Below are 15,077 nucleotides of genomic sequence, written 5' to 3'. Positions count from 1 at the left end.
AGATTATTTTGGCATCTTTTCATCGAGTGCTTCAAGAACGTCGTCAAGTCTTTCTGGCCTGACCCAGAGAAGTTTCAGCTGATCCCAGAAGGTGGGCTGCCAGATTCCTCCGATGGAATCATCGAGATCATTCAGGGACTGCACTCCAACAAGGAGTTTTGCAACTTCCCTGTCAACAGGAGGATAATCTGTTTCGGGAACTCCGAGAACAGTTGCGATATGGCCACCCTGAGCAACCTGAACTGATTGACCTTCGGCGCTTGACAAGAAGGCCACGAATTCCTTGGCTTCATCCAGGTTTTTGGTGTACTTAGGTATAAAGGCAAAGTCAATACCAAAAACCAGGCCTTCGTTTCCAGGCAGACTAAATACGCCCAGATCCTCCGGATCATCGACCATACCTGTTATCCAGCTTCCCATAAAGTAGAGCCCGTACTCGCCATTCCACCACTGCTTCAAAACGGTCGTCCACTCAATCGGTTCACTAAAGAATCCTTCTTTCAGGAGATAAGTGAGTTTTTCCATTGCTTTCCTGACCGTATGGCTTCGCCAGCTAATATTTCCTTCTATCAGGTCTTTCTGGAGCTCGGGGCCACCGAATGTGATCAGAAAGTGCTCTGTAATGTCAGAAAGTGGCCAACCCACACCATCTCCACTGGCAATTGGAGCTTTCAAGCCGGGGATCTGTTTCAGGTATTTGAGAAGGAGAACGAACTCTTCCCAGGTCTTTGGTGGTGTGAGACCATATTTCTCAAAGAAAGATTTCCTATACCAGAATCCGGGTTTTACTTTTGCTGTGTAGGCAAAACCATAGAGTTTTCCATTGAATGTAACATTGTCAAGGGCACCGGACAAATAGTTAGAAGGATGAACGACATCTGAGAGTTCAACAGCATTCACTGTGTTTTTCGCGAGGAATGATGTCCACATAAATATGACATCCCCAGGCGCCTTCCTGGCGGCAAATTGTGCAGGAAGGATATTTGCAAGATCTTCTGCACGATAAATTTTGTAATCAACTTCGATACCTGTCTTTTCCGTGAAAGCTGTTATTACCGGAATGAACTTGTCCAGTTCAGCACCAGACCAGGGTATGATAACGGTGATTTTAGCAATGGTCAGTACCGATATTAGAATTACGAACAAAACTAGTAACTTCTTCACGATAACACCTCCCCAAAAATAAAATGAACATAATAAATATACTACAAAACAATCAATAAATTCAAGGTATGAACTAACTGTTGATTCAAAATATTTTTGATTATCTTCATTATGCTCAAAATATTACATGCTAAAATATACTTCTGATAAAGTTATTAGGGGGGCAGATAATGGATTGTAAGATTATTGTATTTGCCGGTAACGTTGGTGCTGGGAAGTCTACATTGGCACGAGCGGTTGGAAAGCAACTGGGTTTTGAAATATTTTACGAATCTGTCGTGGACAATCCTTTTTTAGAAGATTTCTATTATGACCAAAAGAAGTGGGCGTATCACCTTCAAACTTATTTTCTCGTTCATCGATTCTCCATAATAAAAGAAGCCGAAATACGGAAGATAAACGCGGTCTTCGACAGGTCTATCTATGAAGACGCTGCGATATTTGCACGTAACCTCTATGAAACAGGGAAAATGGGAAAAAGAGAATTTGAAACATATATCCACATGTTCAACTCAATGATGAGGTACATCAGGCACCCTGACCTGCTTGTTTACGTTGATGCCGATGTTGATACAATACTTTCACGAATCAGGCGCAGAGGACGCCAAATGGAACTGGAAGTTCCCATCGCTTACTGGCAGCAGCTGGATAATCTCTACAAAAAATGGATAAAAGAGTACGACTTCTCTCCTATTTATACAATCGATGCAACGAAAATAGATATCGTCTCAAATCCTGATCAGATTAACGACGTGGTGAACGACATAAGAGATATTCTGGGTATATAATGGAGGTTTCCATGAAGAGAGTTATTCCCCTAGTATTCATTTTTCTTGTTTTATTTTCATTTGTCAGACTTTCAGCGGTTAAGGAATACAAGCTGGTTCCAAAGCGTGATAAAAACACCACAATGCGAGTTGCTTTCGTATCTTCTCCAGCAAGATTCCCGGATCAGATTCTACTCAGCCGGGGAATCAAAATGATGGAATCTAAGAACCTCAAAGTTATAAAAGGTCGTAGCTGTTCTGTCTACCTATCGGACCAAGAAAAAGCCAGAGAACTGGAGGAAGCCTTTGCAAACCCAGAAGTCGACTTTATCATCGCCTCCAGAGGAGGACATGGTTCTTTCAGGTTACTTGAATATCTTGACTGGGAAAGAATAAAACAGAACCCAAAACCGATTGTCGGTTATAGTGACATAACGGCCCTTTTACTCGCAATACATTTTAAGACAGGAATAATCACATACCACGGTCCGATGGTAACTGTGGAACTCGATAACGATGAAAAGTCCCTTGAAAACATGCTGGCTGTTTTGAACGGAGAAAAAGTTATACATTTTGCTGGAGAGAGAGAAGCCATTGTTCCCGGTAAGATGACAGGCAGACTAATCGTCGGGAATCTTTCCCTTTTTAAGACGCTTCAGGGCACAGAGTATTTTGGGAGTTTGAAAGATGCGATATTGGTTCTGGAGGACGTAGGAGAATCTCGAGAGTCTATCGAGAGAATGGTCTGGGGAATCGCCAATCTCGAAGAATACGAAGAACTGAGGGGAATAATCTTCGCTGGATTCACCAATATTAGAAACGCTGACTTTGAAGAAATCATTGAGATATTGAAAAGTCTCTTCAGCGACTCACCATTCCCTGTATGGATCGGTCTCCCTGTTTTTCATGGCGATTTTCCAAAATTGACCCTACCTGTTGGTGCCTGGGTTAGTATAGATATGGAAAAAGGGGTCATCGAAATCCTCGATGACCCCCTCTTGAATAACTGAATTTCAAACGTCGCTTTCGTCGAAGTATTTTCTTGCGGCATGAGAAATAGCTATAGCTCCATCTGCAGCTGCGGTAACGATTTGTCGGACTTCTTTTTCCCTCACATCTCCCACAGCGTAAACACCAGGAATCTCTGTCTCCATGTTCTCGTCGGTGACGATATAACCATAATCATTGAGTTTCAGTTTCCCTTTCAGGAAATCCGTATTTGGCACCAGTCCAATGAAAACAAAAACGCCTGATACTTCGAGTTCGGAATATTTACCAGTCGAAGTGTCTTTGAGAATGAGTCTTTCGACTTTATCTTTTCCTTCGATTCTTTCAACAACAGTGTTGAATATGTAATCCACCTTACCCGTTGCTTTGACCCTTTCCTGGAGGAGCTTGTCTGCTGTGAGTTTTGGAAGGTTCTGAACAATTGTAATTTTTCGAGCTATTTTAGTCAAAAAAAGCGTTTCGTCGAGAGCACTATTTCCTCCACCAATAACAGCTATGTGCTGGTCAGTGAAAAAATGACCATCACAGGTAGCACAATAGGAAACACCTCTTCCAGCGAATTCTTTCTCACCTGGTACGTTTAACTTCCTCGGATTGGAACCCGTGGATATGATGAGAACCTTTGAGGACACTTTCTTACCATTATCGAGAACCACGGTCTTTTTGTTTTCTTCAAGAACAAGATCAATCACTTCGGCGTTCAAAAATTCAACATTGAACTCTCTGGCGTGCTCTGCGAATTTTTCGGCGAGTTCGATACCTCCTATTGAAGGGAATCCAGGCCAGTTTTCGACTTTTTCCGTATTGTTGACCTGTCCGCCTTCGAGGGCTTTTTCGATGATCAAGGGCTTTAATCCAGCCTGTACGGCATAAATACCTGCCGTAATACCTCCAGGCCCTCCTCCTACCACAACCACATCATAGTATTCCTTCAATTCGCTCTTCTTGTGAGCGCTTCCAAGATCAAAGAACGCCATTTCCCCTCACCTCTCAAAGTGCTTTCAGTACTTCCTCAACGTATTGCGGTTCAGGATATGCGCCAATGAAAGTCACTTTGTCATTGATCACAATGTGTGGAACGGAACTGACACCATATTCCATAGAAAGCTCGGGAAATTCATTTGCTTCGATCATAGAAGCGCTTACATTGCTATTTGCCATAGCAATATTGTGGGCGGTAAGGACAGCTTTGGGGCAATAGGGACAGGTCGGAGTAACAAAGACCTTGATTTCAACAGGCTTGTCTATTCCAGACAACTTTTCGATGGACTCAGGAGAAAGCTCAGGCGTTGCTCCTTTGGAGAAGCTCACTATGTCCTGTAACAGCGTTCCGAATTCATGTCCGGATGGAATCCCGTAAAATCTAACACCTTTATCCTCCCCATCTGGTGTGAGAAGTACCAGAGCAGGGGCCATCTTTACGTCGTACTTCTCTGCTTCTTCAGAGTTAAGTTCATGCTTTTCATAGTTGATCATGTCGGTGATTTCCACTAGCTCAGAAATGAGTGCTTCAACCGTTGAACAATAATCACAGTTACTTTCGGAATTGAAAAATAAAATCTTTACCTTTCCCTGCATTTCTGAGAGAATTTCCTTCACCTGCGTTCTTATTTCATCATTGAGAAGTTTTTCAGCCATTTTCAATCCTCCTAATTCAATATGATACCCTCTAGGGGTATTGTAACACGACAATGTTAATCGGGATTTGACAATTTGTTTCTAACACTTTCAACGATCCAGTTCAAAATACACATAATCAAGAAAAGCACAGACAAAATTATGGATATTGGTATTATTTGATCCGGCACAAAGCGCTTCAATTCAGAAAAACCGACAATAATGGATGTGGTTACCACAGAATAGGCAAGTATAGAATCTATGATTTTCCACTTACCATATTTGAAGAGAAAGTTCAGGAGATAATCTTGACGTGTGTATCCCATGGAAAGGAAGAAAGCTCTGAAAGTGTCATCAAATTTACTCAGATGCCCCAACAGTCCTCTAAGAATATGTAAATAGGCGAAAAAAAACAGGAAAGCGGATGCAATTTTGCTCTCCGAAAGAAAAGAAACAAGAATTGTCAAAAGAGCGAGAAGCGGGATATTCATAATTCTTAAACTAAAATTCGGTTTTCTGCTAACACGATAAAAACTGAAGACAGTGGCGCCAGCCAAACTAGTTGCCACTGTCGCTATAATCATCATATAGAGAAATTTTTGAAAAAACTCAAGGGCGAACACCTATATCACTTCTCTTTTGGTTTACCTTTATGTTCATTGGCTTCCTTCTTAAAGAGCTCAGAGACCGCGCCTATGCTGCCAAGAAACGCAGAAGCTTCGTAAGGAAGGAATACTTTATTCGCAGTGCCGTTTGCGATTTCTTTGAGGGTTTCGAGGTACCTTATTGCAATGAGGTCGTTGGTCGGTTTGCCGTTGTGTATCGCTTCAAAGACTTTAAGAATAGCACCTGCCTGTCCTTCGGCTTCTGCGAGTAATTTGTACCTGTTAGCATCTGCGACCCTTTTAATTGCTTCCGCTTGCCCTTCAGCTTTTAAAATGGCAGAACGTTTGTCACCTTCAGCTCTTGTTATCTGTGACTGCTTGTATCCTTCCGCTTCTAAGATAACCGCCCTCTTTGTCCTCTCGGCTTTCATCTGCTTAGACATAGCGTCCATAATATCCTGAGGCGGATCAATCTTTTTAATTTCTACTCTGGTAACTTTCACACCCCATTTATCTGTTGCTTCATCGAGTACTTCGCGAAGTTTTAGATTGATCCTCTCACGAGAGGTGAGGGTTTGGTCTAGTTCCATTTCACCTATCACATTCCTCAGGTTTGTCTGGGCAAGCTTAATCGCGGCTACTTTAAAATCGCCAACATTGTAAATAACCCTGAAGGCATCTGTAATCTCATAATAGATAACAGCATCAACTGTGACGATGACGTTATCCTTCGTGATGACTTCCTGTGGAGGTACATCGATCACCATTTCTCTGTGATCTACTTTTACTATTTTCTCCATGAATGGGACTATAAAGTTAAGACCAGGTTGAGCTTCTCGGGAGAATTTCCCCAACCTCTCTACAAGTCCTTTTTCAAAGGGTCTTATAATTTTTATTCCAGATGCAGCAATAATAAGGATTACAACTGTCAGAACAATCCACATAATCATGCCTTTTCCACCTCCTTTTCCTCATTGCCTTTAAAAGGTTTCACATACACAGTGGTACCTTCAACGCGTTCAATCAAGACCTCTTCTCCTTCCTTGATAATCCTGTCGGGGTCCACGGATACTGCCCTCCAGCTTTCTCCAGATATCTTGACGATGCCAGTTCCCATTTTGGAATCGATGTCCTGAATTACCTTCCCCACGCTATTTTTCAGCTCGTCCACGTATACTTTTCTGGGCGATTCGCCGGTTATTTTCTTTGCAATTGGTCTAGTAAAGATCACCAGAAGTGTACTCACTATAGCAAAAGCAGAAACCTGCCAGCCAAGATTGAGTTCGAACATAGCAAGGATACCAGATAGAAACGCCGCTATCGAGAACCAGAGGAAAAAAAACGTTGGGGTTAGTATTTCAATCAAAAGAAGAACGACGCCGAAGATCATCCATCCCACATAGTTCATATTGTACCTCGCCTCCCCTAAAGGACAAAGAGTTTTTCGGGGTGAACGAAGTGTATTTCCAACTCCCTATCCTCGAGTTTATCAATAAGATCTTTTGAAAGTCTTTTGATTCTCGTTGTATACCTTCCGGAGATATGGTACAGTATCAACCTTTTAATGCCGTTCGATGCTTTAACATTTTCAATTATTTCCTCGAGGGTAGAGTGATTCTGGTTTTTTCTGTCCCTGCCATCAAGAAAGGTACATTCATGCAATAGCGTTTCACTATTGTCAATAATCTCCGGAGGAAGAGCATAACTATCGCCACTTATGGTCAACACTTTTTTCGTAAAGTTCTCTGTGATGTATTCTCTACCGTGTTTTTTCACTAGTTCGACAATGGCATTGGAATCTAGACTGCGAAATTCAGCTTTTAGTTTTTTTCTCTCTTCAATTATATGATATCCATAGCTAATTTCTCCAGGGGTGTGTCTGACTCTGAAGGGTACCAACCACCGCTTGAAGTTTCCAGCTGTCCTGAGGAATATCTCTTCATTTGGATCCACAGGATTTAGAATCACCTCGTATCTTAGCCGAGGATTCATCCCTATTATGAAATCAAGATATGCTTGTATAGCTCTGTTGCCCCGGGGGAAGATAATTCTCAGCGGTTTTTTCCTATCACCCATCGCCACGTTCCGCGTATTGATCAGTCCCCATAGTCCCGCAATGTGATCCACGTGCCCATGAGTGAGAACGACATCTTTTATAGCATAGACACTATTCCCCAGCACACTTGAGATACTTTCACCCACATCAAAAAGCAAACGTTCCGGACGATACAGTATCCAGGTGGAATAAAGTGCCTTGGAATATATTTTGAATTCCAAACTATTCCACCTCTGGTCCTTCCACTGTGATCTTTATCTTTCCTTTCACATTTCCAGGGAGTTTTAACTCAATTTCATATTCCCCCACTTTTTTTATGTTTTCAGGTAATATGATATTCTTTTTATCGAATTCAATCTGTAGTTCCTTCGAGATGAGCTCAGCTATGTCTTTGCTTGTAATAGCGCCAAAAAGCTTTCCAGATCCGCCAGCTTTAACTTTAAGCCTAAAATGTTTCTGTACAATTTTTTTCAACAGTTCTTCGCTTCTTTTACGAACCTTTTCTTCACGCTTTTCTTTCTGTTCTTGCTCTGAGCGAAGCTTTGCGAGTTCACCTTTTGTTGCTTCAACAGCGAGGCCCCTAGGAATGAGAAAATTCCTTCCGTAGCCATTAGAAACCTCTTTGAGCTCCCCTTTCTTTCCAAGTTTCGGAATATCCTTTAGAAGAATGACTTTCACTCTTTCACCCCCAGTTAAAAAAGGGAGGCTTCAGGCCTCCCCTTTTCTTATTCCTTGGTGTACGGAAGCAGTGCCATATGTCTTGCACGCTTTATTGCTGTCTTGATCATCCTCTGGTGCTTGGCGCAGTTTCCTGTGATCCTTTTAGGGATGATTTTGCCCTTGTCTGTCATGAAATCTCTCAAAAGGGAGGTGTTTTTATAATCAACATAGGTGAGCTTCATGCTGCAAAGCCTACACTTCTTCTTAGTTTTTCTTCTTCTTTCCCTCATCCTCATTCCTCCTCGTTAAAATGGGATATCGTCACCATCAGCGTCCGTCGGTTCACTACCGAAGAACGTAATATCGTCGTTAAGTTCCGCATTTTTCTCAGGTTCATTTACAACTTCAGGAGAAACATCTACTTGAGACCTTGTTTCGAGAAATCTTATGCCACTTGCTACAACTTCAGCTGTACTCCTTGGATCACCATCAGCTGTTTTCCATTTCCTTATTCTGAGCGACCCTTCAACCAGAACCAGTCTTCCTTTGGTCAGATAGTTGCCAGCAAATTCCGCAAGCTTTCCAAAACTGACAATCCTGATAAAATCCGTGTTTGAATTGTCGTCCACACCACCCCTTGTAGGTCTATCAACGGCAAGGGTGAAAAGAGAAATCTGCGTTCCACTCGTACTGAATTTGATCTCCGGGTCTCGGGTCAATCTTCCTACAAGAACGACCCTGTTGTAGCTGATCGACATAATTATTCCTCCGTTTTATTTTCAGGCTTTTCTTCAGCGCTTGTTTCTTCCACAACAATTTCTTCAGCCTCTACCTCGACTTCTTCTTCTTTCCCTTCAGTTTTTGCCTTCTTTTTTTCCTCTTTTTCGAGATCTTCTCTTCTGAAAGTTTGCCACCTGAATATATCCGGAGTAATGTTGTAAAGTCTCTCAAGCACATTAACTTTTTCCGGATCAGCGCGGAAAAGAATGAGGGTGTAATCACCTTCAGTAAAGCCTTTTCTCACACGATATGCGAGCTTTCGCATTCCCCAACGGTCGAACTTTTCAATACTTCCTTCGACCCTTTCTTCAATGTAGTTCTTCACCTTTTCGGCGATGGCGTTACGCTGCTCTTCATCGAGCTTCGGCGAGACTATAAACATAGTCTCATAAATCCTTTTCTCTACCATTTTCAACCTCCTCCCATGGACTTATGGCCTTGTCCTGAGACAAAGCGGGATTTGACGTTAAAGCATTATAACATATAATAACGTGCCTTATCGAAACACAATGTTTCATAAAGAAATCCTGAATTTTAATACCCTATCTCAGAAGAGATCTATATATTCGGCCAGTTCCCAGTCTGTCACGCTCCTCATGAATCTTGTCCATTCTAGCCTCTTGGTCTCGATAAATTTTTCAAAGATATGTTCACCCAGAGTATCACGGACAAGCTCGCTTTTTTCGCATTTTGCCGTAGCCTCTTTTAAATCCGCAGGCAAGTGCTCAATTTTACGTTTCAATTTCTCGCCACTGTCAAGTTCAAAAATGTTTCTATCAATGGGTTTTGGAGGCAAGATATTTTCTTCGATTCCCTTCAAACCGGCAGCAAGGATAACAGCAAGAGCTAGATAGGGATTACATGTTGGATCTGGATTCCTTATCTCGATTCTTGTGGCTTCTCCTCTTACAGATGGAACTCTGATAAGGGCGCTCCGATTTCCAAGTGCCCAGGATATGTTAACAGGAGCCTCGTATCCGGGTACCAACCTCTTGTAGCTGTTGATCGTTGGGTTCGTGACAGCGGTTATCTCAGCGGCATATTTGAGTACGCCACCAATAAAGAAAATTGCTGTCTCACTCAATTCATAAGGCTTATGAGGATCATAAAAAGCATTTTCACCTTTGGAAAAAAGGCTCAGATGTATATGCATTCCAGAACCATTTATCCCCATGAAAGGTTTCGGCATGAAGGTTGCGTGCAATCCGTTTAATACCGAAACTGTCTTTACCACCCATTTGAAGGTTTGAATGTTATCGGCTGTTCTCAGAATATCGGTATAACGAAAGTCCACTTCATGTTGTGAATGAGCAACTTCATGATGCGCTGTTTCAACCTCGAAACCCATCTTTTCAAGCGCAATAACGATGCTCTTTCGGACCTCTTCCCCTTTGTCAACGGGTAACATATCGAAGTAACCGCCCTTGTCCAGTAGTTCTATCTCCTTCGGATCGCCCGACTTTTTCCTGATCAGGAAGAATTCTGGCTCCGGACCAGCGAAAGCTTCAAAACCCATTTTTTTTGCCTTTTCGACTATTTTTCTCAAGCGATATCTTGGATCTCCTTCAAACGGTGTTCCATCGGGAAGCATTACATCGCATATGAGTCTTATGGTTTTCTCAGATTCAGATTTCCACGGTAGCAAAGAGGCTGTTTCGGTATCAGGATAAAGGATCATATCAGATTCTTCTATTCTAACAAAACCATCAATAGAAGAACCATCAAACATCACACCTTTGGTGAGTGCCTCTCCCAGGCGTTTGACAGGAAGTTCAACATTTTTGAGTGTTCCATTGATGTCGGTTATCTGGAGGCGTACTAACTTCACCTCTTCCTTTTCGACGAATTCGAGAATCTTCCTAACCATTCGAATCACCCCCTATTAAGATAAGAATATTAATTTTTATAATACTATTTTATTCCCTTAAAAGGCAAGAACATCCCTTCTGATAAAATAAGAAAAAGAAGCGGGGGTGAAATCTTGAATATAAAAAGAGTCCTTGTTGCAGTCAATGACAGAAAAAACTTGTTGGAACTGTGCAGCTTTCTGAATTCAAAAAATGTAGAAATTGTGGCCGATGATACCAATTATAACTACCTCAGGGAATTCAGAATCCATTCAATTAAACTGAAAGATTTTCTCGGTGCATCTTGTTCCGGTCCTGAACTCTTGTATAATGCAGCCATACATCTGGATCGCAATGACAGCGAAGAAGCATCTCATTTCGATATGGTCATCGCGAATTTTGGAGGTGCATTTGAACTAGAAAAAGGCGATAAGTTGAACATAGATACAGGAAAACTCGCACTCATTTCCGCTTCTGTTAAGAATTATCGTGACGTGGTTTCTTTAACTGACCCAGATGACTATAGTGAAGCGATCGATAACATAACATACTGTGGCGATATTTTGTTGCAAAAGAGAAGGAAGTTGGCTTTAAAAGGGCTATATACCATTTCCTCTTATGTATCAGCGGCTCATAAAGAATTTTCACAGGTCTTCGCCTCAGAGAAGTATGAATATATAATTCTTCAATACATAATGCCTTTACTGTCCAAAAGTTTTCTTTACAAAATTGAAGGCTATCCAGGACTTCTCGATGATGTTCACCTTGCAAATCCAGCTGTGGGAATAGACCTGGTGGATGTGCAGAACGCCGCAACATTTATGAGACTTTACAACCTCTTCGGCGACATTTCAGCTTTTATTTCTAATGGTAAGGTACTCCATGTCTCTGCTAATTCGCATATAGATAAATTTTACAGTGGTCATGGAGTAATGTATGCTTCCAGCTTCACGATTGACTATTCGACTATAAGGAAACTATCGGCGCTCGGAGTGACTTCTTTCTGTGGCGTTTTCAATGGAGAAGCTGTGAGATTCGCTCACGAAAATGATCTTAGAATTTTCACAATCCCGGATAAATCTGTCCTTGTCGAGGGAAAAGAATACTTCTTTAGCTCCGAAAATTATCTAGTAAAGAAAGAAAACACCACGTTAAACCTGGAAAAGTGGTCGAAAGATGAAAAACTGGCTATCGCATCGGTGATGAGTAATCCTGTTGTTTCTGCTGCGATTTGCGACAGAGGGGAAGCAAGGGTGTTGAACACTGGTGTCGTTGATGAGCTGCTTCTGATAATGAAGGGACTCGACTACAATTCGGGTTCGGTACTGGCTTTGAATATCGATCCATCGGCAACAGAACTCATCAAACTGGAATCAATGGGATTCAAAAAAATCTTGATACCGGGTTTAAAAGGTGATCATAAAAGCAATCATATTCAATGCTTTCTCAAATGATATCCCCTTGAATAGTTGAACGATGCAGGTTATAATCTATTTGCACCATGCTAGGCGGGGAGCTGGCGGTTCCCTACACCCGAAATCCGCCATATGCGGGGCCGAATGCCCCCTGAGGCTACCGCAGTCGGAACGCGGTACGCTGGAGGATGTTGAGGGTTGGGTCCCACGCAACGGGAACCTGTGAACCTGGTCAGGTCCGGAAGGAAGCAGCCATAAGCAGGCTTACCGGGTGCCGTGGGGGTGCTCAGCCTGAGTCTAAAGGCATAACCGGTCCGGTTGCGGCTAGTCGAAGGGGGATGCATGGTGCTTATTTTTTGCTATTGAACTTTCCAATAGTTCCAACAATAATCCCCAGAATGATTACCACAAGAGCGGAATACCTTACTGGTTGTGGAGTTATTGCCGTTAACTTTCCATATCTGTCGATATAAGGGATTTCAACTGCAATAAAGAACAGTGCAGTAGACTGTAATATCATCAACAGCGCGTTGAATATGATCCACACGTTCTTTCCTTGAATGAAACAATAAGAGATAGCCAGAACAAAAAAGAGCAGAGAGAGGTAGTAGATTACGAAAGCAGAGATAGTCATAACTGAAAGCGTTCGATTCTGTGTTAGAAATAGAACTTCTCCCTGTTTCAGAAATAGCAGAATCCCAATAGATGAAAGAGCCATTATCCATGCCGTTAGACTGAATCTTCTGAACCTATTATTAAGTCTTTTTGCTTCAGCTAGACTCAGAGTACCTTTGCTGCGCTTTTTCGAAGCCATTTACTTCACCTCAGGACCCGATATATTCTATTTCGTCTTCTGAAAAGACCTCTATTCCATTTTCCCTGAGAAGCGCCGCTGTGACGCCCACTCCTGGAACAAGAATCGAATTAAAAGTACCATCATAAACATACTGCGTACCACACGAAGGACTGGTGCTTTTCAAAATTGCAAACTCCACACCAAACAACTTTGCAATCTTAAGAACTTCCTCTGCACCTCGCTTGAAAGCCGTCGTCATGTCATTTCCAAACTCATTCACCACTCTTGAGCCCGGTACCCATCCTTTGCCGCCCTGAATCTCCGCTCTGGGACGCGGAGTGGGCAATCCGCCGAGTTGCTCAGGACAAACCGGAATAAGGGAAAAATCATCCATGAGAGAAAATATCCTGTAATTCAGGTTGTTTTTACCCTTATAATTACAATTTATTCCGAAAAGACAGGCACTTACCAGTATTCGCTTCATTTTCCCCCCGCGTCGGTGTTCCCGTCCTGGTATCCCCTTATCACGTACATAAGATCCTTGGCAGGAAGTGTGGAAAGAGGATCTACAGTCCTATATTCATTATCCCTCACTTCAAAGTGTACATGTGGACCGGTAGCGAGACCCGTCGCTCCAACCCTGCCGAGCAACGAACCCATAAAAACTCGTTGACCAACGTATACACTTATATGGCTCATATGAGCATAGCGGGTAATCATCCCGTTATCGTGTTGTATCTCCACCATGTAACCATAACCACCTTTGAGTCCGGCAAAGACAACGTAACCAGTGGCCGCAGCAAATATCGGAGCACCCATAGGTGCGGCGATATCAAGACCTGTATGAAAAGCGAGTTTACCCGTTATAGGATGAGTGCGCCAACCATAATTCGAACTAATCACTCCGTACACTGGCCACCTGAAAATACGTTCCATTGGTTCGTAGCCATATTTGTTGATTGAATCCATCGGGATGAACAATTTCTGTCCGGGTATTATTACGTCGCTGTTTTTGATATTGTTTGCCTTAACTATATCTTCAACAGGGGCAAAGAAGAGTTTAGCAATATATGTTAACGTCTCTCCTTCTTTTACTTCATATAGCAAACCATCTGGCTGAGGAAACAATATCGTATCACCGATTTTGAGGTTTCTCGGATCTTCGATCTCGTTGAAGTCGAGTATCGTTGAGACATGCAAGTCATGTTTTTTGGCAATGGAATACAGTGTATCCCCCGGTTTGATAACATAAGTGACAATAATATACCCAAAACTAGACACAGCCATGATCATAAGTACGACCAGTAGTACGAGCGATCTGCGAGTACTCACCTTTTTCCACCTCCAAAAAGGCCAAGGCCAAAGAGAAAAGCATCTAATATTATACCAAAAAATAGTCCGGTGATTCTTGAAATTCCGAATAACGCCCTACCAAAGATGATAGTGGCAACTATTACAGTAAACATTGAACCCAAAAGCACAACGCCAGCAGCAAGATCTTTAACGATTTCAACCTTCTTGTGATAGCGCTCCTCAATGAAGTCCAACAATTCTTCAACGATGGTGTTTATTCCTTCAAGGCTCAGTACAAAAAAAATTGAAAACAATATCCACAGAAATTCCCATTCCTCTAAACCAACCAATAAGGACAGCGTAAGAACCGTCAGTCCTATTGTAAATTGTATCTTGAAGTTGCGTTCTTTCAAAAGTAGATGCTTGAGCCCTCTGATGGCAAACTCAAAACTTTTTAAAAAAGTTCTCATTCAAAACCTCGAATGAACTCTCTTATTTCTTCCTTTATGGTATATGACTTTTCCACCAGAGACATACCAAATTCAATGGCCTCTTCGTTCAGTTTATGGTATTTCGCTTTTATATGCTTTTTCATGGACTTTTTCAGAGCTTCAGGCTGGACTATGCTGGAAGCACGGGAAATGATACCCAATCCCACCATATTGGAAGGCAGCGCGGTTCCAAAGCGCTCTTGTGTCAATTTCGAGATGGGTTTCATAATTATCTTTTTTGTGAGCCTGAAGGCTTCTTTGGGAATATCAGACACATAAGAACTGTCAATAATGAATATGCCATTAGGTTTCAAAAGGTTGGCATGAGCGTTTACAGCTATCTGATGCATGGAATAAATCACATTGAAGTTGTTCGCCTTGGGATAGTCAATGGGTTCTTTACAAAAAAGCACATCGCAATATGATAGACCTCCACGTACCTGAGCACCATATGATTGGGTCTGAACCACCCACAGTCCCATCGAAACGAGGGCATCGGCCAGGATAATCCCCATCAGGACATTCCCCTGTCCCCCGATGCCTGATATCCTAACAGAGTGGGGTTGACGCACTGCCAT

General features: G+C 42.3%; 20 protein-coding genes and 1 other RNA gene. 4 read left to right on the top strand and 17 right to left on the bottom strand.

Annotated features, from left to right (window positions below; translation table 11 throughout):
* Nucleotides 1-3 precede the first annotated feature (3 nt).
* Nucleotides 4-1,164: an ABC transporter substrate-binding protein gene (locus IX53_RS10005; protein WP_047755243.1), complete on the bottom strand. Its 1,161-nt coding sequence runs from the start codon at nucleotides 1,162-1,164 to the stop codon at nucleotides 4-6.
* Nucleotides 1,165-1,334: 170 nt separating this feature from the next.
* Between IX53_RS10005 and IX53_RS10000 the strand changes: the two genes are divergently transcribed.
* Entirely contained in the window at nucleotides 1,335-1,952 is a 618-nt protein-coding gene (locus IX53_RS10000; RefSeq protein WP_047755242.1) for a deoxynucleoside kinase, read from the top strand.
* Nucleotides 1,953-1,963: 11 nt separating this feature from the next.
* Nucleotides 1,964-2,941, top strand: a complete 978-nt coding sequence (locus IX53_RS09995; protein WP_245612722.1) for a S66 peptidase family protein — start codon at nucleotides 1,964-1,966, stop codon at nucleotides 2,939-2,941.
* A 3-nt stretch (nucleotides 2,942-2,944) separates the two neighbouring features.
* Here the strand turns inward: IX53_RS09995 and trxB are convergent, their stop codons facing one another.
* The 11 genes from trxB to glnA all read right to left on the bottom strand — a co-directional run bounded on the left by trxB (nucleotide 2,945) and on the right by glnA (nucleotide 10,524).
* Nucleotides 2,945-3,916, bottom strand: coding sequence for a thioredoxin-disulfide reductase (trxB, locus tag IX53_RS09990; RefSeq protein ID WP_047755241.1), 972 nt, complete (start codon nucleotides 3,914-3,916; stop codon nucleotides 2,945-2,947).
* 13 nt (nucleotides 3,917-3,929) lie between these two features.
* On the bottom strand, nucleotides 3,930-4,577 hold the full coding sequence (gene pdo, locus IX53_RS09985) for a protein disulfide oxidoreductase (RefSeq protein WP_047755240.1): 648 nt from the start codon (nucleotides 4,575-4,577) through the stop codon (nucleotides 3,930-3,932).
* Nucleotides 4,578-4,633: 56 nt separating this feature from the next.
* Nucleotides 4,634-5,140 (bottom strand): hypothetical protein, encoded by a 507-nt coding sequence (locus IX53_RS09980; RefSeq protein ID WP_156173157.1) that lies wholly within the window; start codon nucleotides 5,138-5,140, stop codon nucleotides 4,634-4,636.
* A gap of 44 nt (nucleotides 5,141-5,184) precedes the next feature.
* Nucleotides 5,185-6,111: an SPFH domain-containing protein gene (locus IX53_RS09975; RefSeq protein WP_047755238.1), complete on the bottom strand. Its 927-nt coding sequence runs from the start codon at nucleotides 6,109-6,111 to the stop codon at nucleotides 5,185-5,187.
* Nucleotides 6,108-6,569 (bottom strand): NfeD family protein, encoded by a 462-nt coding sequence (locus IX53_RS09970; RefSeq protein WP_047755237.1) that lies wholly within the window; start codon nucleotides 6,567-6,569, stop codon nucleotides 6,108-6,110. Before IX53_RS09970 ends, IX53_RS09975 begins: the two co-directional genes overlap by 4 nt.
* A 17-nt stretch (nucleotides 6,570-6,586) precedes the next feature.
* A complete protein-coding gene (locus tag IX53_RS09965; RefSeq protein ID WP_047755236.1) occupies nucleotides 6,587-7,438 on the bottom strand; it encodes an MBL fold metallo-hydrolase in 852 nt (283 codons plus the stop codon).
* A 1-nt stretch (nucleotide 7,439) separates the two neighbouring features.
* Nucleotides 7,440-7,895, bottom strand: a complete 456-nt coding sequence (gene rplI / locus IX53_RS09960) for a 50S ribosomal protein L9 (protein ID WP_047755235.1) — start codon at nucleotides 7,893-7,895, stop codon at nucleotides 7,440-7,442.
* A 47-nt stretch (nucleotides 7,896-7,942) separates the two neighbouring features.
* Entirely contained in the window at nucleotides 7,943-8,167 is a 225-nt protein-coding gene (gene rpsR / locus IX53_RS09955) for a 30S ribosomal protein S18 (protein ID WP_047755234.1), read from the bottom strand.
* 15 nt (nucleotides 8,168-8,182) lie between these two features.
* Nucleotides 8,183-8,635, bottom strand: coding sequence for a single-stranded DNA-binding protein (locus tag IX53_RS09950; RefSeq protein WP_047755233.1), 453 nt, complete (start codon nucleotides 8,633-8,635; stop codon nucleotides 8,183-8,185).
* A 2-nt stretch (nucleotides 8,636-8,637) separates the two neighbouring features.
* Entirely contained in the window at nucleotides 8,638-9,066 is a 429-nt protein-coding gene (gene rpsF, locus IX53_RS09945) for a 30S ribosomal protein S6 (RefSeq protein ID WP_047755232.1), read from the bottom strand.
* Nucleotides 9,067-9,204: 138 nt separating this feature from the next.
* Nucleotides 9,205-10,524, bottom strand: a complete 1,320-nt coding sequence (gene glnA, locus IX53_RS09940; RefSeq protein WP_047755231.1) for a type I glutamate--ammonia ligase — start codon at nucleotides 10,522-10,524, stop codon at nucleotides 9,205-9,207.
* Between the two features lie 114 nt (nucleotides 10,525-10,638).
* Here glnA and IX53_RS10705 point away from each other — a divergent pair, with 114 nt between their 5' ends.
* Nucleotides 10,639-11,958, top strand: coding sequence for a hypothetical protein (locus IX53_RS10705; RefSeq protein ID WP_053001296.1), 1,320 nt, complete (start codon nucleotides 10,639-10,641; stop codon nucleotides 11,956-11,958).
* Nucleotides 11,959-12,003: 45 nt separating this feature from the next.
* Nucleotides 12,004-12,265: signal recognition particle sRNA large type (ffs, locus tag IX53_RS10830), an RNA gene on the top strand.
* A 3-nt stretch (nucleotides 12,266-12,268) separates the two neighbouring features.
* Here ffs and IX53_RS09930 read toward each other — a convergent pair.
* The 5 genes from IX53_RS09930 to IX53_RS09910 are packed head-to-tail and all read right to left on the bottom strand — an operon-like array spanning nucleotide 12,269 to nucleotide 15,077.
* Nucleotides 12,269-12,733 carry a hypothetical protein gene (locus IX53_RS09930; protein WP_047755230.1) on the bottom strand — a complete coding sequence of 155 codons (465 nt, stop codon included), beginning with the start codon at nucleotides 12,731-12,733 and terminating at the stop codon, nucleotides 12,269-12,271.
* Between the two features lie 10 nt (nucleotides 12,734-12,743).
* Complete coding sequence (locus IX53_RS09925) at nucleotides 12,744-13,199, bottom strand: 2-thiouracil desulfurase family protein (RefSeq protein ID WP_047755229.1); 456 nt, start codon at nucleotides 13,197-13,199, stop codon at nucleotides 12,744-12,746.
* The gene (locus IX53_RS09920) at nucleotides 13,196-14,047 is read right to left on the bottom strand and encodes a peptidoglycan DD-metalloendopeptidase family protein (protein WP_245612721.1); all 852 of its coding nucleotides are present in this window, start codon (nucleotides 14,045-14,047) and stop codon (nucleotides 13,196-13,198) included. The genes IX53_RS09925 and IX53_RS09920 overlap by 4 nt, the downstream gene beginning before the upstream one ends.
* Nucleotides 14,044-14,478, bottom strand: a complete 435-nt coding sequence (locus tag IX53_RS09915) for a diacylglycerol kinase family protein (RefSeq protein WP_047755228.1) — start codon at nucleotides 14,476-14,478, stop codon at nucleotides 14,044-14,046. The genes IX53_RS09920 and IX53_RS09915 overlap by 4 nt, the downstream gene beginning before the upstream one ends.
* Nucleotides 14,475-15,077 (bottom strand): 2-oxoacid:acceptor oxidoreductase family protein, encoded by a 603-nt coding sequence (locus tag IX53_RS09910; RefSeq protein WP_047755227.1) that lies wholly within the window; start codon nucleotides 15,075-15,077, stop codon nucleotides 14,475-14,477. The genes IX53_RS09915 and IX53_RS09910 overlap by 4 nt, the downstream gene beginning before the upstream one ends.

Source organism: Kosmotoga pacifica, assembly GCF_001027025.1.
Lineage (GTDB): Bacteria > Thermotogota > Thermotogae > Petrotogales > Kosmotogaceae > Kosmotoga_B > Kosmotoga_B pacifica.
Note: the sequence above shows the minus strand (reverse complement) of the source record. Positions and strands in the feature narration are given on the sequence as shown.